Source organism: Pseudomonas oryzihabitans (assembly GCF_001518815.1).
GTDB lineage: Bacteria > Pseudomonadota > Gammaproteobacteria > Pseudomonadales > Pseudomonadaceae > Chryseomonas > Chryseomonas oryzihabitans_E.
Genome location: NZ_CP013987.1, coordinates 1,353,238 through 1,372,860, shown reverse-complemented (window position 1 = coordinate 1,372,860; position 19,623 = coordinate 1,353,238). Strand labels below are relative to the sequence as shown.

Annotated in this window: 17 protein-coding genes; 5 read left to right on the top strand and 12 right to left on the bottom strand. The window is 63.6% G+C overall.

The window, feature by feature from the left end; translation table 11 throughout:
• Positions 1-4 precede the first annotated feature (4 nt).
• The 8 genes from rseP to rpsB all read right to left on the bottom strand — a co-directional run bounded on the left by rseP (position 5) and on the right by rpsB (position 7,413).
• On the bottom strand, positions 5-1,357 hold the full coding sequence (gene rseP, locus APT59_RS06155) for an RIP metalloprotease RseP (protein WP_059314049.1): 1,353 nt from the start codon (positions 1,355-1,357) through the stop codon (positions 5-7).
• A 66-nt stretch (positions 1,358-1,423) separates the two neighbouring features.
• Entirely contained in the window at positions 1,424-2,605 is a 1,182-nt protein-coding gene (gene ispC, locus APT59_RS06150) for a 1-deoxy-D-xylulose-5-phosphate reductoisomerase (RefSeq protein WP_059314048.1), read from the bottom strand.
• A complete protein-coding gene (locus APT59_RS06145) occupies positions 2,602-3,417 on the bottom strand; it encodes a phosphatidate cytidylyltransferase (RefSeq protein WP_059314047.1) in 816 nt (271 codons plus the stop codon). Before APT59_RS06145 ends, ispC begins: the two co-directional genes overlap by 4 nt.
• Positions 3,417-4,166 (bottom strand): polyprenyl diphosphate synthase, encoded by a 750-nt coding sequence (gene uppS, locus APT59_RS06140; protein WP_167348558.1) that lies wholly within the window; start codon positions 4,164-4,166, stop codon positions 3,417-3,419. Before uppS ends, APT59_RS06145 begins: the two co-directional genes overlap by 1 nt.
• An 18-nt stretch (positions 4,167-4,184) precedes the next feature.
• A complete protein-coding gene (frr, locus tag APT59_RS06135; protein ID WP_059314046.1) occupies positions 4,185-4,742 on the bottom strand; it encodes a ribosome recycling factor in 558 nt (185 codons plus the stop codon).
• The gene (gene pyrH / locus APT59_RS06130) at positions 4,739-5,482 is read right to left on the bottom strand and encodes a UMP kinase (RefSeq protein ID WP_059314045.1); all 744 of its coding nucleotides are present in this window, start codon (positions 5,480-5,482) and stop codon (positions 4,739-4,741) included. Before pyrH ends, frr begins: the two co-directional genes overlap by 4 nt.
• A 192-nt stretch (positions 5,483-5,674) precedes the next feature.
• Positions 5,675-6,544, bottom strand: coding sequence for a translation elongation factor Ts (gene tsf / locus APT59_RS06125; RefSeq protein ID WP_007159493.1), 870 nt, complete (start codon positions 6,542-6,544; stop codon positions 5,675-5,677).
• A 131-nt stretch (positions 6,545-6,675) separates the two neighbouring features.
• Positions 6,676-7,413: a 30S ribosomal protein S2 gene (rpsB, locus tag APT59_RS06120; RefSeq protein WP_059314044.1), complete on the bottom strand. Its 738-nt coding sequence runs from the start codon at positions 7,411-7,413 to the stop codon at positions 6,676-6,678.
• 285 nt (positions 7,414-7,698) lie between these two features.
• Between rpsB and map the strand changes: the two genes are divergently transcribed.
• The 3 genes from map to dapC are packed head-to-tail and all read left to right on the top strand — an operon-like array spanning position 7,699 to position 12,409.
• Complete coding sequence (map, locus tag APT59_RS06115) at positions 7,699-8,481, top strand: type I methionyl aminopeptidase (RefSeq protein ID WP_059314043.1); 783 nt, start codon at positions 7,699-7,701, stop codon at positions 8,479-8,481.
• A gap of 10 nt (positions 8,482-8,491) precedes the next feature.
• Positions 8,492-11,191: a [protein-PII] uridylyltransferase gene (locus APT59_RS06110; RefSeq protein WP_059314042.1), complete on the top strand. Its 2,700-nt coding sequence runs from the start codon at positions 8,492-8,494 to the stop codon at positions 11,189-11,191.
• Between the two features lie 24 nt (positions 11,192-11,215).
• Entirely contained in the window at positions 11,216-12,409 is a 1,194-nt protein-coding gene (gene dapC, locus APT59_RS06105; RefSeq protein ID WP_059314041.1) for a succinyldiaminopimelate transaminase, read from the top strand.
• Here dapC and APT59_RS06100 read toward each other — a convergent pair.
• Positions 12,406-14,040, bottom strand: a complete 1,635-nt coding sequence (locus APT59_RS06100; RefSeq protein WP_059314040.1) for a Na+/H+ antiporter — start codon at positions 14,038-14,040, stop codon at positions 12,406-12,408. The genes dapC and APT59_RS06100 overlap by 4 nt on opposite strands.
• 210 nt (positions 14,041-14,250) lie before the next feature.
• Here APT59_RS06100 and APT59_RS06095 point away from each other — a divergent pair, with 210 nt between their 5' ends.
• Entirely contained in the window at positions 14,251-14,565 is a 315-nt protein-coding gene (locus tag APT59_RS06095; RefSeq protein ID WP_059314039.1) for a hypothetical protein, read from the top strand.
• 51 nt (positions 14,566-14,616) lie between these two features.
• Here APT59_RS06095 and cysN read toward each other — a convergent pair whose 3' ends face one another.
• From cysN to APT59_RS06080, 3 genes are all read right to left on the bottom strand, one after another.
• Positions 14,617-16,515 carry a sulfate adenylyltransferase subunit CysN gene (cysN, locus tag APT59_RS06090; RefSeq protein WP_059314038.1) on the bottom strand — a complete coding sequence of 633 codons (1,899 nt, stop codon included), beginning with the start codon at positions 16,513-16,515 and terminating at the stop codon, positions 14,617-14,619.
• A 1-nt stretch (position 16,516) separates the two neighbouring features.
• Positions 16,517-17,434: a sulfate adenylyltransferase subunit CysD gene (cysD, locus tag APT59_RS06085; protein ID WP_059314037.1), complete on the bottom strand. Its 918-nt coding sequence runs from the start codon at positions 17,432-17,434 to the stop codon at positions 16,517-16,519.
• A 165-nt stretch (positions 17,435-17,599) separates the two neighbouring features.
• Complete coding sequence (locus APT59_RS06080; protein WP_237140573.1) at positions 17,600-18,391, bottom strand: Nif3-like dinuclear metal center hexameric protein; 792 nt, start codon at positions 18,389-18,391, stop codon at positions 17,600-17,602.
• Positions 18,392-18,471: 80 nt separating this feature from the next.
• On the opposite strand from APT59_RS06080, the gene APT59_RS06075 reads away from it, so the two are divergent.
• Positions 18,472-19,593, top strand: coding sequence for a S1C family serine protease (locus APT59_RS06075; RefSeq protein ID WP_059314035.1), 1,122 nt, complete (start codon positions 18,472-18,474; stop codon positions 19,591-19,593).
• Positions 19,594-19,623 lie beyond the last annotated feature (30 nt).

Genomic DNA, 19,623 nt, shown 5'->3' with positions numbered 1-19,623 from the left:
AGTGTCAGAGGCGACCGAGGTCATTGACCAAGGCCAGCAGCATCACACCCACGACGAGGCTAATACCGATCTGCATGCCCCATGTCTGCACACGCTCGGACAAGGGCCGCCCGCGAATCCACTCGACGAAGTAGAACACCAGGTGACCACCGTCGAGCACAGGGATAGGCAACAGATTCAGAACCCCCAGGCTTATGCTCAGGTACGCCAGAAAATTGAGGAAATCCCCCAGGCCTGACTGAGCCGAAGCGCCCGCCACTTTAGCAATGGTTATCGGCCCGCTCAAGTTTTTTACCGACAGCTCTCCCAAGAGCATCTTCTTCAGGGAAACCAGCGTGAGCACGCTCATCTGCCAGGTTCGGCCGATGCCTTCACCCACGGCGGCCACCGGTCCATAGCTAATTTCGCGAACCATGTCCGCTGGCCATTTGACCGGCGCCACACCGGCGCCCAGATAGCCGGACTCGGTAGCATCGACATGGCGCGCCCCAAGGCGAAGGGAAACGTCCTGCTGCCGACCCTGGCGTTCGTAAGTCACCTTGACCTGCTGATTGGGATGGGCTCGCACCCAGTCCACCGCCTGCTGCCAGTCCTTGATGGCCGTCTCGTTCAACGCGAGCAGACGGTCGCCGGTCCGCAGGCCAGCGGCCTGGGCAGGACCCGCCGGATCCAGTTCGGCGAAGACAGCGGGGATTTCTGGCCGCCAGGGTTTCAGGCCCAACGCCTGAATCGGATCGGGATCTTCCGCACCGCGTAGCCAGGAGTGGAGTTCGATGACGCTATTCTGCTCCGCGGTGGTCCCTGGAAGCGTATAGCGGATGCGCAGCGGACCGCTTTCACCCAGACGATCGACCAGACGCAGGTTGACGGCGGACCAGCTGTCCACGGCAGCGTCATCGATCGCGGTCAGCTCCGCCCCGACCGGGATGCCGGCAGTCGCAGCCGGTGTATCGGCTGCTATCGCCCCCACGACCGGACGCGGTTGCTGGGAGCCCAGCATGGCCAGCAACCAGAAGAACAGGATGGCTAGCAGGAAATTGGCGATCGGACCAGCGGCCACGATGGCGATGCGCTGGCGCACCGTCTTGCGGTTGAAGGCGGCATGCTGCTCTTCGGGCGGGACGGGTGCTTCGCGCTCGTCCAGCATCTTCACGTAGCCACCCAGGGGGATGGCCGCCACCACGAATTCGGTACCGTACCGGTCGTGCCAGCGCAGCAGTGGCTTGCCGAAGCCTACGGAAAAGCGCAGGACCTTGACGCCGCACCGACGCGCGGTCCAGAAATGGCCATACTCGTGAATGGTCACCAAGACGCCCAGGGCGATCAGGGTTCCCAGTATCGTATAAAGGATGGACATTGGCTGCCTCCGCTACCTCAGTGTGCAGATTCTGCGGACTCGCAGGCCAGGTGTCGAGGCGCGGGATCAGCGCCTCGACAACCACTCCTGGGCCAGCTGCCGAGCGGTATTGTCGGCCGCGAAGACCGCTTCCAGATCGGCGGCCGGACAGGGCTCGACCCCCTTGAGCACCGACTCGATCAGTTGCGGGATCTCGGTAAAACCGAGTTGACCCGCGAGAAAGGCCTCGACGGCGACCTCGTTGGCGGCATTGAGCGTCGCCGGCATGCAACCGCCCGCCTGAGCGGCTTCGCGCGCCAAGCGCAGACAGGGAAAGCGCGCTTCATCGGGCCGCTCGAATTCAAGCCGGCCGATGTCGAACAGGTCCAGGGGCGCCACCCCGGAACCGATACGCTCCGGCCATGCCAGGGCATGGGCGATGGGAGTGCGCATGTCGGGGTTGCCGAGCTGAGCCAGCACCGAACCGTCTACATAGTCCACCAGAGAGTGGATGACGCTCTGGGGGTGGATGACCACCTCGACCTGATCCGGTATCGCCTCGAACAGCCAGCAGGCTTCGATCAACTCCAGCCCCTTGTTCATCAGGGTGGCCGAATCCACCGAAATCTTGCGCCCCATCGACCACTTGGGGTGAGCGCAGGCCTGATCCGGTGTCACTCCGATCAACTCTTCGGCCGGTGTCTCACGGAACGGGCCGCCTGAGGCCGTGAGCAAGATTCGGCGCACGCCCTTGCGGGCCAACCCCGGCGTCGCCGGATCGGCCAGGCACTGGAAAATCGCATTGTGCTCGCTGTCGATGGGCAACAGGGTCGCGCCGCTGGCCTGCACCGCTTCAATGAAGAGGGCGCCACTCATGACCAGGGCTTCCTTGTTGGCGAGCAGCACGCGCTTGCCGGCCTTGACCGCGGCCAATGTCGGCTTGAGTCCCGCCGCCCCGACAATCGCCGCCATGACGGTATCGACCTCGGGATGGGCAGCGATGAACTCCAGACCCGCCTCCCCTACCAAGATCTCAGGGAGCGCCTGGGCGCCCTGCAGCAGACCGGCCAGCCGGTCGGCGGAGGCCTGGTCCGGCACGGCGGCGTAGACCGGCTGGAAGCGACGGCAGAGCTCGGCCAGCTCGTTCAGACGGCGATGGCCGCTGAGGGCAAGGATCTGATAACGGTCAGGATGCTGCGCCACGACATCCAAGGTGCTGGCGCCGATGGATCCCGTGGCACCCAGGACGCAGAGCCGCTGGACGTTCACTGGACACCCCAGCCAGCCCACCAGAGCAGCAAGGCGAACAGCGGGACGGCGGCGGTAAGGCTGTCGATACGATCCAGCACGCCGCCGTGCCCTGGCAGCAGCTGACTACTATCCTTGAGTCCGGCCTGACGCTTGAACATGCTTTCGGTGAGGTCGCCCACCACGGAGATCAGCACCACGCAGGCGGCGCCAAGGAGCGCCTGCAGCAGGTCACCAAAACCCCAGCCGCGGACCAAGCCCAGCACCAGAGTGGCCACCAGCGCGGCGGCCAAGCCACCATAGAGCCCTTCCCAGCTCTTGCCCGGACTTACGGCTGGCGCCAGCTTGCGCTTGCCAAAGGCCCGTCCGGAAAAATAGGCGAAGATGTCGGCGAGCCACACCAGCATCATCACTTCGAGAATCAGCAGATTGCCGCCCGGCGCTGCCTTGAGCAGCATCAGTCCTTGCCAGGCCGGCACCAGCACTACCAGCCCGATCAGCAGACGTCGCCAGGAAGCCTGCCAGGCCCGAGCGCTATCGGGATAGGTCAGTACCAACACGGTCGCGTACAGCCACCAGGCGAGACTGATGAACAGCAGGCCGTGCGCGCCGGCAGGCATCCACCAGCAAAGCAGCAAGGCCAGGGCGACCACGGCGGCATAGGCGCAACGCAGCGGCTGAGCCTCCAGCCCCGCCAAGCGCGCCCATTCCCAGGCACCCAGGACAACGACCGCACCGATGAACAGAGCGAAGGCTGCTCCTTCCAGCCAGAAGAATCCGGCCAGCGCGATGGGCAGGAGCACCATCGCCGTGATAACTCGCTGCTTCAGCATTAGGCGCGTAGCTCCGCTTCCACCTGTTCGCAGGTCCTGCCGAACCGCCGTTGGCGAGTGGCAAAGTCGGCCAGGGCGGCGTGCATGGCCTCGTGCTTGAAGTCCGGCCAGAACAGGTCGGAGAAATACAGCTCGGCATAGGCGATCTGCCAGAGCAGGAAGTTGCTCACCCGCCGTTCTCCGCCAGTACGGATGCAGAGGTCGGGCAAAGGTAGATCGGCGGTCGCCAGGCAACCCTGCAACAGTTCCGGCGTGATGGCCGCGGGCTGTAGAGTGCCCTGCTGAACCTGCAGCGCCAGTTGCTGGGCAGCCTGGGTGATATCCCATTGCCCGCCATAATTGGCCGCGATCTGCAGCACGAATCGGGTGTGATGGGCGGTGAGCGCCTCGACTTCCGCCATGGCAGCCTGCAGTTCCGGATGGAACAGCGAGCGATCGCCAACGATGCGCAGCCGAATGCCGTTCTGATGCAGCTTCTTGGCTTCCCGCCGCAGGGCGGAAAGGAAAAGCTCCATCAGGGCGCCAACCTCGTCGGCCGGACGCCGCCAGTTCTCGCTGGAAAAGGCGAACAGCGTCAGCACCTCGACGCCCGCATCGCCGCAGACCTCGATCACCGCCCGAACAGCGTCCACTCCGGCTTTGTGACCGGCGACCCCCGGCAGCAACCGACGGCGCGCCCAGCGATTGTTCCCATCCATGATGATCGCCACGTGACGTGGCACCACCTTGCCTGGCTTGCTCATGCCCATGCTACATCCCAACCGTTGTCAAACAGCCATCAAGTCGGCTTCCTTGGCCTCCAGAGCCTTGTCCACCTCGGCGACGAATTTATCAGTCAGCTTCTGGACTTCATCCTGAGCACGACGATCCTCGTCTTCACTGATTTCTTTTTCCTTGAGCAGGTCCTTGAGCTGAGCCAGGGCATCGCGACGGATGTTGCGCACGGAGACCCGTGCCTGTTCGGCTTCGGCACGCGCCTGCTTGGTGAAGCCCTTGCGCGTCTCTTCGGTTAGCGCCGGCATCGGCACGCGAATGGTGGTGCCCGCAGTGGCCGGATTGAGGCCCAGGTCCGAGGTCATGATGGCCTTTTCCACGGCCTGGATCATGCTCTTGTCGAACACGTTCAAGGCCAGGGTCCGCGAATCCTCGACGTTGACGTTGGCGACCTGACGCAGCGGGGTATCGCTGCCGTAGTAAGACACCATGACGCTGTCCAGGATGCTCGGGTGAGCACGCCCGGTACGGATCTTGGCAAAGGCGTGGCCCAGGGCTTCCAGGGTCTTGGTCATGCGCGCCTGCGCATCCTTCTTGATCTCGTCAATCATGCTGCTCCCTCCTCGATCAGGGTACCCTCGCCACCACCCACCACGATGTTGAGCAGGGCGCCGGGCTTGTTCATGTTGAAAACCCGCAGGGGCATGTTGTGATCACGGCAGAGACAGATAGCCGTGAGATCCATGACACCCAGCTTGCGGTCGAGCACCTCGTCGTAGGTCAAGCGCTCGAATTTTTCGGCATTGGGATCCTTGAAGGGATCAGCCGTGTATACACCATCCACCTTGGTGGCCTTGAGCACCAGATCGGCTTCCACCTCGATCGCACGCAGGCAGGCGGCGGAATCGGTGGTGAAGAACGGATTGCCGGTACCGGCGGAGAAGATGACCACTTCGCCACCCTTCAACTGACGCAATGCCTTGCGGCGATCGTACTGGTCAGTCACGCCGACCATGGAGATGGCGGACATCACCGTGGCGGGAATGTTGGAGCGCTCCAGGGCGTCGCGCATGGCCAGGGCGTTCATCACGGTAGCCAGCATGCCCATGTGGTCGCCGGTCACCCGGTCCATGCCCACGGCGGACAGCGCCGCACCGCGGAACAGGTTGCCACCGCCGATCACCAGACCGACCTGAACACCAATGCCCACCAGCTGGCCGATTTCCAGCGACATGCGATCCAGCACCTTCGGATCGATCCCGAAGTCTTCACTTCCCATCAGGGCTTCGCCACTGAGCTTCAGCAGAATACGCTTGTAACGGGGTTGGCGACCACTCATCTGCTGTGCCATTCACTCTCTCCTGTGGCGATGAACATGTGCGGGGGATTTTGATCCTGCGATAGGAAAGCGCAACCGCAGTTGCGTTCACTCCAATCGGCAAAAAACTCCTTGGGAGGCGAGAAACTAGACCTGCCTACCAATTTGACAAAGAGGCCGCGCGCTCGAAGCGGGCGGCCTCCTGGTCAACGGCGGATGCCGGGCTTACTGCTTGCTGGCAGCCAGCTGGGCAGCCACTTCGGCAGCGAAGTCGACTTCGGCCTTCTCGATGCCTTCGCCCACTTCGTAGCGCACGAAGGAGACGATCTCGGCGCCGGCTTTCTTGGCCAGCTCACCGACCTTGACTTCCGGATCCTTGATGAAGGGCTGCTCAACCAGGCTGGCTTCGGCCAGGAACTTGTTGATACGACCCTTGACCATGTTCTCCACGATGTTTTCCGGCTTGCCAGCGATCTTGTCGGCGTTCAGCGCCAGGAAAATTTCCTTTTCCTTGGCGACAGCTTCTTCGGAAACCTGGGAGGGATTCAGGAACTGGGGGTTGCTCGCCGCGACGTGCATGGCGATTTCCTTGGCCAGTTCGGCGGTGCCACCCTGCAGGGTAACGACCACACCGATGCGGTGACCGTGCAGGTAGGCGCCAACGACATCGCCTTCGACACGGGTCAGGCGACGGATGTTGACGTTCTCGCCACACTTGGCGACCAGCGCCTCACGAGCAGCTTCCTGAGCGGCGATCAGCGGAGCGGCATCGCTCATCTTCTCGGCAAAGGCCTTGTCCAGGCTGGCGGCGACGAAGCCCTTGAAGTCGTCCTGCAGAGCCAGGAAATCGGTCTGGGAGTTGACTTCGATGATGACGGCAGCCTTGTGGTCATCAGCGACCTTGACCGCGATGGAGCCTTCGGCAGCCACGTTACCGGCCTTCTTGGCAGCCTTGATGGCGCCAGCGGCACGCATGTCGTCGATGGCTTTCTCGATGTCGCCACCGGCAGCGGCCAGGGCCTTCTTGCAATCCATCATGCCTTGGCCGGTGCGCTCGCGCAGTTCTTTGACCAGGGCTGCAGTGATTTCTGCCATGTTTGAAATCCTCTTGAATCGGTTTCGAGGTCACTCCGCACAGAGACGGAGCCAATGAAACGCCAGTAGGCAAAAAGGGGGCTAGGCCCCCTTCTCGCACGTCGAACCGCTCGACCCTAGGGTCGACTTGCTCAGCCCTCGACGGCTTCGGCAGCGGCTTCTTCGACGAATTGCTCGCCCGCACCACCGTTGTTACCACCACGGATCACGGCATCGGCAACGCTGCTCAGGTACAGCTGAACGGCGCGGAAGGCGTCGTCGTTACCGGGGATGACGTAGTCAACGCCTTCCGGGCTGCTGTTGGTATCGACTACGCCGATGACCGGGATGCCCAGCTTGTTGGCTTCGGTGATGGCGATGCGCTCGTGGTCGACGTCGACCACGAACAGTGCGTCCGGCAGGCCGCCCATCTCCTTGATACCACCCAGGCTGCGCTCGAGCTTCTCGAGGTCACGGGTACGCATCAGGGCTTCTTTCTTGGTCAGCTTGTCGAAAGTACCGTCCTGGGACTGGATTTCCAGATCGCGCAGACGCTTGATCGAGGCACGGATGGTCTTGTAGTTGGTCAGCATGCCGCCCAACCAGCGGTGATCGACGAAGGGCTGACCGCAACGAGCGGCTTCTTCGCGAACGATCTTGCCGGCGGAACGCTTGGTGCCGACGAACAGGATCTTGTTCTTGCCGGAAGCCAGGCGCTCAACGAAGGTCAGGGCCTCGTTGAACATCGGCAGGGTTTTTTCGAGGTTGATGATGTGGATCTTGTTGCGCGCACCGAAGATGTACTTGCCCATCTTCGGGTTCCAGTAACGGGTTTGGTGGCCGAAATGCACGCCGGCTTTCAGCATGTCACGCATGGAGACTTGAGACATTTAGATGTTCCTCGTAGTCGGGTTGGGCCTCCACGCATCCCAATGACCAACTTCCCTTGGGAAGCACCCAGGTCATCGTGTCGATGCGTGTGTGGGGTTAGGAGCGCTAAAGGGCAGAGCCCCGAAAAAGCGCGCGACTTTATATCACGCCTTATCGGATACCACCAGCGGCGATTGGTGGACACCGGAGATCCGGGGTGCCGCCGGTGGCCACAGCAAGGGCACCAGCTCTGATAGAATAACGGATCGAAAGCTAACACCCGGCGTGATACCTAGAGATTTCCGATGACCGTCATCCTCAAGACCCCTGAAGACATCGCCAAGATGCGCATCGCCGGCCAATTGGCCGCCGAGGTGCTCGAAATGCTGGACGAACACGTGCGTCCCGGCATCACTACCGAAGAACTGGATCGACTGGCCCACGACTATATCGTCAACGTGCAGCAGGCCATTCCTGCCCCGCTGAACTACAAGGGCTACCCCAAATCCATCTGCACCTCGCTGAACCACGTGGTCTGCCATGGCATTCCCAATGACAAGCCACTCAAGAGCGGCGACATCATGAACGTGGACATCACCGTGATCAAAGATGGCTATCACGGGGATACCAGCAAGATGTACCTGGTAGGTGACGTTCCCGAGTGGGCCGGCCGCCTCTGCCAGGTCACCCAGGAGTGCCTCTACAAGGGCATCGAGCTCGTCCGTCCCGGCACGCGTCTGGGGGACATCGGCGAGGTCATCCAGAAATATGCCGAGAAAAACGGCTTCTCGGTGGTCCGCGAATACTGCGGCCATGGCATCGGCAAGGGTTTCCACGAGGAGCCGCAGGTGGTGCATTACGGCCGCGCCGGCACTGGCCTCGAGCTGCAGGCCGGGATGATCTTCACCATCGAGCCGATGATCAACCAGGGCCGCTACGAGACCCGCCTGCTGGGCGATGGCTGGACCGCCATCACCAAGGACCGCAAGCTGTCCGCGCAGTGGGAACACACGGTGCTGGTCACCGAAGAGGGTTACGAGATCCTGACCCTGAGAAAGGACGAAACCTTTCCCCGCGTTTCTGCGTGAGTGAGCGCCCATGCCCCAGGTCGATTCGGAGTTGTTCGACGCCGGCCAGTTCCAGGCTGAGCTTTCGCTGAAAGCCAGCCCTCTCGCGGCCTTCAAGAAATTCATCCGGGCCGCGAACGCCACCCTGGATGCCCGTTTCCTGGCCGGACGCAGCGTGCGTCGCCTGGTCGAGGATCGCGCCTGGTTCATCGATCAGTTGCTCACGGCGGCCTGGAATCGCTTCAGTTGGCCGTCTGACGGCATCGCCCTGCTCGCCGTAGGCGGCTATGGCCGCGGCGAACTGCATCCACACTCGGATATCGACCTGCTCATCCTGCTCGCCGAAGAAGAGCAGGAGCGCTTCCGCGCATCCATCGAAGGCTTCCTGACCCTGCTATGGGACGTGGGCCTGGCCGTGGGGCAAAGCGTCCGGTCCCTGCGCGAATGCACCACCGAGGCCCTGGCCGACCTGACGGTGATCACCAACCTGATGGAAAGCCGCACCCTCGCCGGCCCCGAGCACCTGCGCCAGGCGATGCTGGCGGCGACAGGCGTCGAGCATCTCTGGCCCGGACGCGCCTTCTACCTGGCCAAGCGTGCCGAACAGAGCGCGCGGCACGCGAAGTACAACGACACCGAATACAACCTGGAACCCAATGTGAAGGGTTCACCGGGTGGTCTGCGCGATATCCAGACACTGCTGTGGATCGCCCGGCGCCAGTTCGGCACCCTCAATCTGCAGGCGCTGGTAGGCCAGGGCTTTCTGACCGAAAGCGAATGCGGCCTGCTGACCTCGGCACAGGAGTACCTGTGGAAGGTCCGCTATGCCCTGCACATGCTCGCCGGTCGCGCCGAGGACCGCCTGCTGTTCGACCACCAGCGGCGCATCGCCAACCTGCTCGGTTACGAGGATAACGACGCCAAGCTCGCGGTAGAACGCTTCATGCAGAAGTACTACCGGGTGGTGATGGACGTCTCCCAGCTCAGCGACGTGGTGATGCAGCACTTCGAGGAAGTGAATCTGCGCGACGAGCAGGTGCCTGCCGCGGTCACCCCGCTCAACAACAGGTTCCAGATCCGTAACGGCTATCTCGAGGTGGTGCATCCCCAGGTCTTCCTGCGCACCCCCTTCGCCCTGATGGAGCTGTTCGTCCTGCTGGCGCAGAACCCTGCGATCAAGGGACCGAGCGCCGGTACCATCCGCCTGCTTCGCGACAGCCGTCACCTGATCGATGACGCCTTCCGCCAGGACATTCGGAATACCAGCCTGTTCATCGAGCTGCTCAAGAGCGAATCCGGCATCCACCGCAATCTACGGCGCATGAATCGTTATGGCCTGCTGGGGCTCTACCTGCCCGAATTCGGCCAGATCGTCGGGCAGATGCAGCACGACCTCTTCCACATCTATACGGTCGACGCCCACACCCTCAATCTCATCAAGCATCTGCGCAAGATGAGCTACGACGTCCTCGCCGAGAAGTATCCGCTGGCGACGCGGGTGATCCACAAGCTGCCCAAGCCGGAGCTGATCTATGTCGCCGGCCTCTACCACGACATCGCCAAGGGTCGTGGTGGCGATCATTCGGAGCTGGGCGCGGAAGACGTGGAAGCTTTCGGTCGCCGCCACCAGCTGCCGGAGTGGGACACCCGTCTGGTCAGCTGGCTGGTACGCAACCACCTGGTGATGTCCACCACCGCCCAGCGCAAGGATCTCTCCGATCCCCAGGTCATCCACGACTTCGCCCTGACCGTTGGCGATCATACCCACCTGGACTATCTGTATGTCCTGACCGTGGCCGACATCACCGCGACCAATCCGTCGCTATGGAACTCCTGGCGCGCCACCCTGCTCCGCCAGCTATACACCGAGACCAAGCGTGCCCTGCGTCGGGGCCTGGAGAATCCGGTCAACCGCGAGGAGCAGATCCGCAGTACCCAGCAATCAGCATTAGATACCCTGATGCGCCGCGGCATCGATGCCGATGACGCCGAGCAGCTCTGGTCGCAGCTGGGTGATACCTACTTCCTGCGCCACACCGCACTGGACGTCGCCTGGCACACCGAGGCCATCCTCGGCCATGGCGATACCGCCGAGCCTTTGGTGCTGATCCGCGAGACCACCCAGCGTGACTCCGAGGGCGGCACCCAGATCTTCATCTATGCCGCGGACCAGCACGACTTCTTCGCGGTTACCGTGGCGGTGATGGACCAGCTCAACCTGAACATTCAGGACGCACGCATCATCACCTCCAGCAGCCAGTTCACCCTGGACACCTACATCGTGCTGGATACCGATGGCGGCTCGATTGGCAACAATCCCGCGCGTATCGCCCAGATCCGCGCCGGCCTGATCGAGGCGCTCAAGCATCCGGAAGAATACCCGAGCATCATCAATCGGCGCGTGACCCGCCAGCTCAAGCATTTCGCCTTTTCGCCCCAGGTGAACATCTATACCGACACCACGCGTTCGGCGAGCCTCATCGAACTGACGGCGCCCGACCGACCCGGTCTGCTGGCGCGGGTGGGACGGATCTTCCTCGATTTCGACCTGTCCGTGCTCAACGCCAAGATCGCCACCCTCGGCGAACGCGTGGAAGACGTCTTCTACGTGACCGACGCCGACGGTCGCCCACTGTCGGATCCCAGCCTCTGCGCCGCGCTGCAGCAAGCCCTGATCAAGCAGCTGGGCGAGCGGGACAGCCAGACGCCACTCAGTCGCATCAGCATCTAGTCTCGAACGAAGGACCACCCGACGATGAATCCCACCCTCGACCTGCTGCAGCCCTATCCGTTCGAGAAACTGCGTGCCCTGCTGGCCACCGTCACCCCGCCGGCTTCGATCAGCCCCATCCCGCTGTCGATCGGCGAGCCCAAGCACCCGGCACCCGCCTTCGTCGCCGAGGCGCTGACCGCGAATCTGGCTCAACTGGCGGTCTATCCCACCACACTGGGAATCGCCGACCTGCGTGAGGCCATCGCCGACTGGGCCGGCCAGCGCTTCGCCGTCCCCGCGGGCTGGCTGGATCCGGCTCGTCACGTGCTGCCAGTCACTGGTACCCGGGAAGCCCTGTTCTCCTTTACCCAGGCAGTGGTGGATCGCAGCAAGCGCGGTCTGGTGCTGAGCCCCAATCCCTTCTATCAGATCTACGAAGGGGCGGCCCTGCTGGCCGGCGCCGAGCCGCATTATCTGCCCTGCCTGGCGGACAACGGCTTCAACCCCGATTTCGACAGCGTTCCGGATGAGGTCTGGCAGCGGTGCCAGCTGCTCTTCCTCTGCTCCCCGGGTAATCCCACGGGCGCCCTGCTACCCCTGGAAACGCTGAAGAAGCTCATCGAACTCGCCGACCGCCACGACTTCGTGATCGCCGCCGACGAATGCTACAGCGAACTCTACTTCGATGAAGCCAGCCCGCCGCCCGGCCTGCTGACCGCCTGCGCCGAACTGGGTCGCAGCGACTTCGCCCGTTGCGTGGTCTTCCACAGCCTCTCCAAGCGCTCCAACCTGCCGGGCATGAGATCCGGCTTCGTCGCCGGCGATGCCACCATCCTCAAGCGCTTCCTGCTCTATCGCACCTATCATGGCTGCGCCATGCCGGTGCAGGTGCAGAAGGCTAGTGCCGTAGCCTGGCGCGACGAAGTCCATGTCCGCGAGAACCGCGCGCTCTACCGGCAGAAATTCGCCGCCGTACTGGACATTCTGCAGGGCAGTCTGGACGTCTCCCTGCCGGACGGCGGCTTCTATCTCTGGGCCAAGACGCCCGGCGATGACGAAGCCTTCGCCCGCGACCTCTTCGCTCGTGAGCACGTGACGGTCGTACCGGGCTCCTACCTCTCGCGCGAGGTGGAGGGTACCAACCCAGGTGCCGGACGGGTACGCATGGCGCTGGTCGCCCCCCTGGCCGAGTGTGTGGAAGCAGCGGAGCGCATCCGCCGCTTCTGCAAGGGCTAGCGGTTGCCCTGATCGCGCATCAGCGCGGTCTCCTGGATGTCCAGTTCGCGCAGGAATTCGCTGACCACCAGGTCATCGATCACGCCGGCGATGCGCAGCCGATAGAGTTCGCGACGCTGGGCGCGGATGGCGAGCAGACGCAGCTCGCCATCCAGGGTATCCCGCAGACGCGCCAAGGAACGGGCATCCTCGCTGTCATCGGCGGAACTCAACTCGTCGCGAAACTCGGCAATGATGCCGGCCTTGATCTCCGCCTGCAGCGCTGCCCGGGCTGGTTCGTCCGCATCGTCTGACTCCACGTCCTCCAAGGCCCCGATGGCCGCCCGGGCGGCATTGATCCGTACCTCGCAGCGTTCACGCTCCAGCAGGTCGTTGGACTGCTCCGGCAAACGCGCCAGGAGCAGCGGAATGCCGACGCTCGCCACCACCAGTGACAGCAGGATCACGCCGGCGGCGATGAATACCAGGACATCACGCAGGGGAAAAGGCGTGCCATCCGACAGCATCAGCGGCAGCGACAGCACACCCGCCAGGGTCACGGCGCCGCGTACCCCGCTGAGGGAAGCGATGGCGGCGATGCAGCGGGGATCGCCAGCGATGGTGATAGGGCCGCTGCCGGGCTGGGTCAGGTGCCAATAGCCCAGGATGACCCCGAAGCGAATGGCCATGATCACCAGATAGGCCCCCACCACGTAGAGCGTCAGCCAGCCCGCGGCCGGCCAGAGCGCCTGGGAAGCTGGCAGCGCGGCCGCCAGGATGTCAGGTAGCTGCAGGCCGAGGATGAGAAATACCAGGCCGTTGAAAGCGAACTCCACCAGCCCCCAGACGCTGTGATTGAGCAGTCGGGTGGCGGTCTGTCGAGGCAGCATGTCGACCCGGCTCTGCATCATCCCGGCGGCCACCGCCGAGAGGATGCCCGAGACGCCCAACCGCTCCGCCAGCACATAGGCGGCGAAAGGCAGCAACAGCATGAAGACGACATGGGGTGCGGCATCGCTCCAGCCTCGTCGGATCACCATCCAGGCCCGGGCACGACCGACCAGCCAGCTCAACACCCCGCCAACCAGCGCCCCACCCACGGCGACGATGAAGAAATCCAGGCTGGCCTGGCTGAGCGAAAAGGCGCCGGTCAGGGCTGCCGCCACGGCGAACTTGAAGGTCACCAGGCCAGAGGCATCGTTGAGCAGGGCCTCGCCCTGGATCACATGCAGCAGCGCACTGGGCAGCCGTCCGCGGACGATGCTGGAAACGGCCACGGCATCGGTTGGCGACAGCACAGCAGCCAGGGCGAAGGCCACTGCCCAGGGCAGCTTGAGCATCCAGTGCAGGAACCAGCCGGCGCCCAGCACCGTGAGTAACACCAGGCCGAAGGCCAGTACGAAGATGGGGCGCCGCAGCCGCCAGAATTCGCGCTTGGGCATGCGCCAGCCATCGGAGAACAGCAGCGCCGGTATGAACAGCAACAGAAAGAGTTCAGGATCCAGGGCGACATGCAACCCCAGCGTGGGCCAGGCGAGCAAGGCGCCCACCACCACCTGGATCAATGGCAGCGGGATGGGAATGAGGTGGGCGCTGAGACGGGTGGCGCCCACCATCAGCAAGAGGATCAGAGCGGTATAGAGGATCTGCACAGTGGTCTCGTGGTCGGGGCACCGGTCGCGGTACCAGATACAGAAGATGCGTCCCGCGAGGCTGGGGACACGTCGACCTCAGGTTGTTGGGACTGATGTCGAAGTATTTGGTTTACCCAAACTTTACCCCGGGCTGCCTAGGCGAGCGGCCATCGCTGCGGTCTGATAGAGATGCCCGGTTTCATCACCCCGGGTCGCAGGAGAATCATCATGCTACGTCGCATCACTCAAGCTGTGGTGCTTGCCGGTTGCCTCGCCATCGCCGGTCAGGCGTCCGCCCACGGTCGTGGTCCCGGCCCGGCCTTTCTTGGTGCAGTGGTTGGCGCCGTGGTTGGCGGAGCCATCGTCTCCCACTCCTATGCCCGCGAGCCGGTCTACATCGAGGGGCCACCGCCGCCGCCACCGCCGCGCGTGGTCTACTACGAGCCGGCACCGGTCTACGAGTATCGCGTGGTTGAGCCGCGCCCCGTGTACTACGGCCCGCCACCTGGCGCCTACTACTATGGCCCGCCCCCACGCTGGTAAAGGCCCATGAAAAACCCGCCGAAAGGCGGGTTTTTTCTATCGCTGCAGGCCTTAGATCACCTGGCGTCGCCGCAGGACGTCGAGGATCTGCTGGACCCCCTCCTCCACCGACAGCTGTTCGGTATCCAGTACCAGATCGGCGTCTTCGGGCGCATCGTAGGCAAAGGAGATGCCCGGGATATTGTCGCCACCGGCGGTGTAGAGTCCCTGGGGATCCCGCTCGGCGCAAGCCGCTGGCGAAGCCTTGACGTGTACCGTCAGCAGGCGCTCGGCACCGATCAGTGCCTGGGCCTGGGCCCGACCCTCGGCATCCGGCGCGACGAACGCAGCCAGGGCGATCAGGCCCGCCTCGTTGAACTGACGGGCCACCTGGGCGGCGCGCAACCAGTTCTCGCGACGACCCGCGCGATCCTGCGGCAGGCCCTTGTTCAGGTCGTGGCGCAGATTCTGGCCATCCAGCACGAAGACCGCGCGACCGGCGTCGAACAGGCGCCGCTCCAGGGCATAGGCCAGGGTGGTCTTGCCGGCACCGGAAAGGCCAGTGAAGAGCACCGTGGTGGGCTGCTGACCGAAACGGGCAGCCCGCTCGCTGGTGGCGACGTGCAGCTGATGCGCGCTCTGGCCATGGCCAGCGCTACCTACCGGGTCGGCGATGATCATGCCGGCACCTACGGTGCCATTGGTCAGGCGATCGATGACGATGAAGGCGCCGGTGGTGCGGTTGACGCCATAGCCGTCCAGGGCGATGGGGGAATCCAGGGCCACCTTGACCCGGGCGATCTCGTTGAGCTTGAGCTCGCTGGTGGCGCCGCGTTCCAGGGTATTGACGTCCACCGTGTGCACGATGCTCGGCAGCGAACCCGGCACATAGCTGGTGGCGCGCTTGATGTCGTACTTCTTGCCTGGGCGCATGGGCTCTTCGGCCATCCACACCAGCATGGCCTCGAAGCTGTCGGTCACCTGGGGACGGTTGTCGGCATGCACCAGTACGTCGCCCCGGGAGATGTCGATCTCGTCTTCCATGGTCAGGGTCACCGCCTGGCCGGGACCGGCCTGCTCCAGCTCGCCTTCGTAGGTGACGATGGACTTGACCCGACTGCCCTTGCCCGACGGCAGGACCACCACGGCATCGCCCTTGGTAACGACACCCGATGCCAGGGTCCCGGCGAAGCCACGGAAGTTGAGGTTGGGCCGATTGACGTACTGCACCGGAAAGCGCAGGTCGTCGAGATTGCGATCCGCGGCGATCTCCACGGTCTCGAGGATTTCCATCAGCGACTTGCCGCTGTACCAGGGCGTCTGCTCGCTGCGATTCACCACGTTGTCGCCCTTGAGCGCCGACATGGGGACGAAGTGGATGTCCTTGGCGCCCAGCTCGATGCGCTGGGCGAAGGCCAGGTAGTCGTCCTTGATGCGTTCGAACACCGCCTGGTCGAAGCCCAGCAGGTCCATCTTGTTGATAGCGACCACGATGTGCTTGATGCCCAGCAGCGAAGCGATGTAGCTGTGCCGGCGCGTCTGGGTCTGGATGCCGTGACGGGCATCGACCAAGATGATCGCCAGGTCGCAGGTGGAGGCCCCGGTGGCCATGTTGCGGGTGTACTGCTCATGGCCGGGGGTGTCGGCGATGATGAACTTGCGCTTGGCCGTGGAGAAGTAGCGATAGGCCACGTCGATGGTGATGCCCTGCTCGCGCTCGGCCTGCAGACCGTCCACCAGCAACGCCAGGTCGACCTCCTCGCCGGTGGTGCCCACCTTCTTGGAGTCACGGGTGATGGCTTCCAGGTGATCCTCGTAGATCATCTTGGAGTCGTGCAGCAGGCGCCCGATCAGGGTGCTCTTGCCGTCGTCGACGTTGCCGCAGGTGAGGAAGCGCAGCAGCTCCTTGCGTTCGTGCTGTGCGAGGTAGGCCAGGATGTCCTGGCCGATCAGATCGGATTGGTGCGACATCTTAGAAATACCCCTGACGTTTCTTCTCTTCCATGGATCCGGCGCCATCGTGGTCGATGACCCGGCCCTGGCGTTCGGAGGTGCGGGTGAGCAGCATCTCCTGGATGATGTCCGTCAGCGTCGTCGCCTGGGACTCCACCGCGCCGGTCAGGGGGTAGCAGCCGAGGGTACGGAAGCGCACCTGGCGCTTGTGGATACGCGCCTTTTCCTCGGGCGAGAGGTGCTCGAGGATACGGTCGTCGTCGATCATGAGCAGGGTGCCGTTCTTCTCGATCACCTCGCGCTCGGCAGCGAAGTACAGCGGCACGATCGGGATGCCTTCGAGATAGATGTATTGCCAGATGTCCAGCTCGGTCCAGTTGGACAGCGGGAAGACCCGGATCGACTCGCTCTTGTTGGTCTTGCCGTTGTAGATGTTCCACAGTTCGGGACGCTGGTTCTTGGGGTCCCAGCGGTGCTTGCTGTCGCGGAAGGAGTAGACGCGCTCCTTGGCGCGGGACTTCTCTTCATCACGGCGGGCGCCGCCGAAGGCTGCGTCGAAGCCGTACTTGTCCAGCGCCTGCTTGAGGCCCTGGGTCTTCATGATGTCGGTGTGCTTGGCGCTGCCATGGGTGAAGGGGTTGATGCCCTGGGCGACCCCCTCCGGATTCTTGTGCACCAGCAGATCGAGCCCCATGTCCTCAACCATGCGATCGCGGAATTCGTACATGGCCTGGAATTTCCAGCCGGTGTCCACGTGGAGTACCGGGAACGGCAGCTTGCCGGGAAAGAAGGCCTTGCGGGCCAGGTGCAGCATCACGGCCGAATCCTTGCCGATGGAATACAGCATGACCGGATTGTCGAACTCGGCGGCCACTTCACGGATGATGTGGATGCTTTCCGCCTCAAGCTGTTTGAGGTGCGTCTGTTTGTCGAGCATGGCTACTCACGATTGCAGAAAGGTGGCCTAGGAGATGTCCGTTGCGGCATCCAGTCGACTGGACACACCGGACAGAGCGGGCCGTGGACGAACCTCAACCTTATCATAGGCAATGGTTATGTCCCGACAGCCCTTCTAGAACTAGAAGCTATATGCTTATGACGCTCAGGCCGGGTTATCGCAGTCGATAAATAGATGCTGCACGCCCAGTTGAGTGGCCAGATAGTCGCCCAGCGCCTGCACCCCATAGCGCTCGGTAGCATGGTGGCCGGCAGCGAAGAAACTGACCCCGTTTTCGCGGGCACTGTGCACCGTCTGCTCGGATACCTCACCGGTCAGGTAGGCGTCCACGCCCGCCGCGATGGCCTGATCGATATAGCCCTGGGCGCCTCCGGTGCACCAGGCCAGGCGCCGGATCGATCGTCCGCCACCGACCACCAGCGGCTGGCGCTGCAGGGTATCCGCTACCCGCCGACCAAAATCCGTCGCGGACAACGGCTCGGCCAGCTCGCCCTCCCAGATCAGCCCCCTGGCATCGCCCGGCAGCGGACGAATGTTCTGCACGCCAAGGCGGCGTCCCAGCTGAACGTTGTTGCCCACTTCGGGATGGACGTCCAGCGGCAGGTGATAGGCTAGCAGGCTGATGTCGTGGCTCAGCAGGGTCTTGATCCGGCGGTGCTTCATGCCGATGAGACGGGCATCTTCGTTTTTCCAGAAGTAGCCGTGGTGCACGAGGATGGCATCGGCACCGGCCGCTACAGCGGCATCCAGCAACTGCTGGGAGGCCGTGACGCCACTGACCAGCAGGCGAAGCTGCCCACGGCCCTGGACCTGCAGGCCATTGGGGCAATAATCCTGGATACGAGCCGTCTCCAGGTAACGGTCGGCGGTTTCTACCAGTAGATCAAGGGACAGGGTCACGGACGGCTTACCTCCTCTGTGGCGGCGCCCCGGCATGTCATCGAGCGGCGCCGCTCCTTATAATGCCGCCAGCTTATCCGCCGCACTTCGGGCGGACAAATTCAAGGATGTGATCGATGTACAAGGCTTTGCGTTATCTCGGCTGGCCCGTGCTGTGCGGTCTGCTCGTTGCAGCCCTGATCATGCAGCACTATCCCCAGTGGCTCGGGCTACCGGCCCAGCCGCCGCTGTTCGAGGCTGCCCAGGCGCCCTCGCCTGGGCGCCAGCAGGGGCCGGTCTCCTACGCCGATGCGGCGAGTCGGGCAGCACCGGCGGTGGTGTCGCTGCGCTCGACCAAAGCAGCCAAGCCGGGCAAGGCCGGCGACACGGCCAACGACCGCAAGAGCCCGGCCAAGCCGGTGGAAGAGCTGAGCCTCGGCTCGGCGGTGCTGATGAGTCATGATGGCTACCTGCTGACCAACAACCATGTGACGCTCGATGCCGAATCCATCGTGGTCGCGCTCGCCGACGGTCGCCAGACCCTGGCCAAGCTGATCGGCAACGATCCGGCCACCGACCTCGCCGTGCTCAAGATCGACCTGCCCAATCTGCCAGCCATCTCGGTAGGCGATTCGACCGCCATCCGCATCGGCGACGTGGTGCTGGCCATCGGCAACCCCTTCGGCGTCGGCCAGACCGTGACCATGGGCATCATCAGCGCCACCGGCCGCAATCAGCTGGGCCTCAACACCTACGAGGACTTCATCCAGACCGATGCGGCGATCAACCTGGGCAATTCAGGCGGGGCGCTGGTGGATGCCAATGGCAACCTGATCGGCATCAACACCGCCATCCTCTCCGGCGGCTCCCAGGGCATCGGCTTCGCCATCCCGATCAAGCTGGCCATGGAGGTCATGCGGTCGATCATCCAGCATGGTCAGGTCATCCGGGGCTGGCTGGGCGTGGCGGTGGAGGTGATCACCCCGGAACTGATCAAGACCTACGGCCTCAAGGTCGACCAGGGCATCGTGGTGACGGACATCGATCCCGATGGGCCGGCGCACAAGGCCGGTCTGCGCGCTGGCGACGTGCTGGTCAAGCTGGCTGGGCAGCCGATCAAGGATGGTCGGCTGGCGATGAATCAGATCGCCCGCAAGCAGCCGGGCGACAGCATACCCATCGAGGTGCGGCGGCAGGACAAGACCCTGCAACTCAAGGTCACTGTCGGTCTGCGTCCCCTAATGGAGAAGGCGCGCTAGCCGCCCGCGGCGCTCAGAGCCTGCTCAAGG

Excerpts from the sequence above, each read along its gene's own strand:
- rseP (WP_059314049.1), bottom strand. The coding sequence starts at position 1,357 with ATGTCCATCCTTTATACGATACTGGGAACCCTGATCGCCCTGGGCGTC.
- APT59_RS06145 (WP_059314047.1), bottom strand. The coding sequence starts at position 3,417 with ATGCTGAAGCAGCGAGTTATCACGGCGATGGTGCTCCTGCCCATCGCG.
- uppS (WP_167348558.1), bottom strand. The coding sequence starts at position 4,166 with ATGGGCATGAGCAAGCCAGGCAAGGTGGTGCCACGTCACGTGGCGATC.
- frr (WP_059314046.1), bottom strand. The coding sequence starts at position 4,742 with ATGATTGACGAGATCAAGAAGGATGCGCAGGCGCGCATGACCAAGACC.
- pyrH (WP_059314045.1), bottom strand. The coding sequence starts at position 5,482 with ATGGCACAGCAGATGAGTGGTCGCCAACCCCGTTACAAGCGTATTCTG.
- tsf (WP_007159493.1), bottom strand. The coding sequence starts at position 6,544 with ATGGCAGAAATCACTGCAGCCCTGGTCAAAGAACTGCGCGAGCGCACC.
- rpsB (WP_059314044.1), bottom strand. The coding sequence starts at position 7,413 with ATGTCTCAAGTCTCCATGCGTGACATGCTGAAAGCCGGCGTGCATTTC.
- map (WP_059314043.1), top strand. The coding sequence starts at position 7,699 with ATGACCGTCATCCTCAAGACCCCTGAAGACATCGCCAAGATGCGCATC.
- APT59_RS06110 (WP_059314042.1), top strand. The coding sequence starts at position 8,492 with ATGCCCCAGGTCGATTCGGAGTTGTTCGACGCCGGCCAGTTCCAGGCT.
- dapC (WP_059314041.1), top strand. The coding sequence starts at position 11,216 with ATGAATCCCACCCTCGACCTGCTGCAGCCCTATCCGTTCGAGAAACTG.
- APT59_RS06095 (WP_059314039.1), top strand. The coding sequence starts at position 14,251 with ATGCTACGTCGCATCACTCAAGCTGTGGTGCTTGCCGGTTGCCTCGCC.
- cysN (WP_059314038.1), bottom strand. The coding sequence starts at position 16,515 with ATGTCGCACCAATCCGATCTGATCGGCCAGGACATCCTGGCCTACCTC.
- cysD (WP_059314037.1), bottom strand. The coding sequence starts at position 17,434 with ATGCTCGACAAACAGACGCACCTCAAACAGCTTGAGGCGGAAAGCATC.
- APT59_RS06080 (WP_237140573.1), bottom strand. The coding sequence starts at position 18,391 with ATGCCGGGGCGCCGCCACAGAGGAGGTAAGCCGTCCGTGACCCTGTCC.
- APT59_RS06075 (WP_059314035.1), top strand. The coding sequence starts at position 18,472 with ATGTACAAGGCTTTGCGTTATCTCGGCTGGCCCGTGCTGTGCGGTCTG.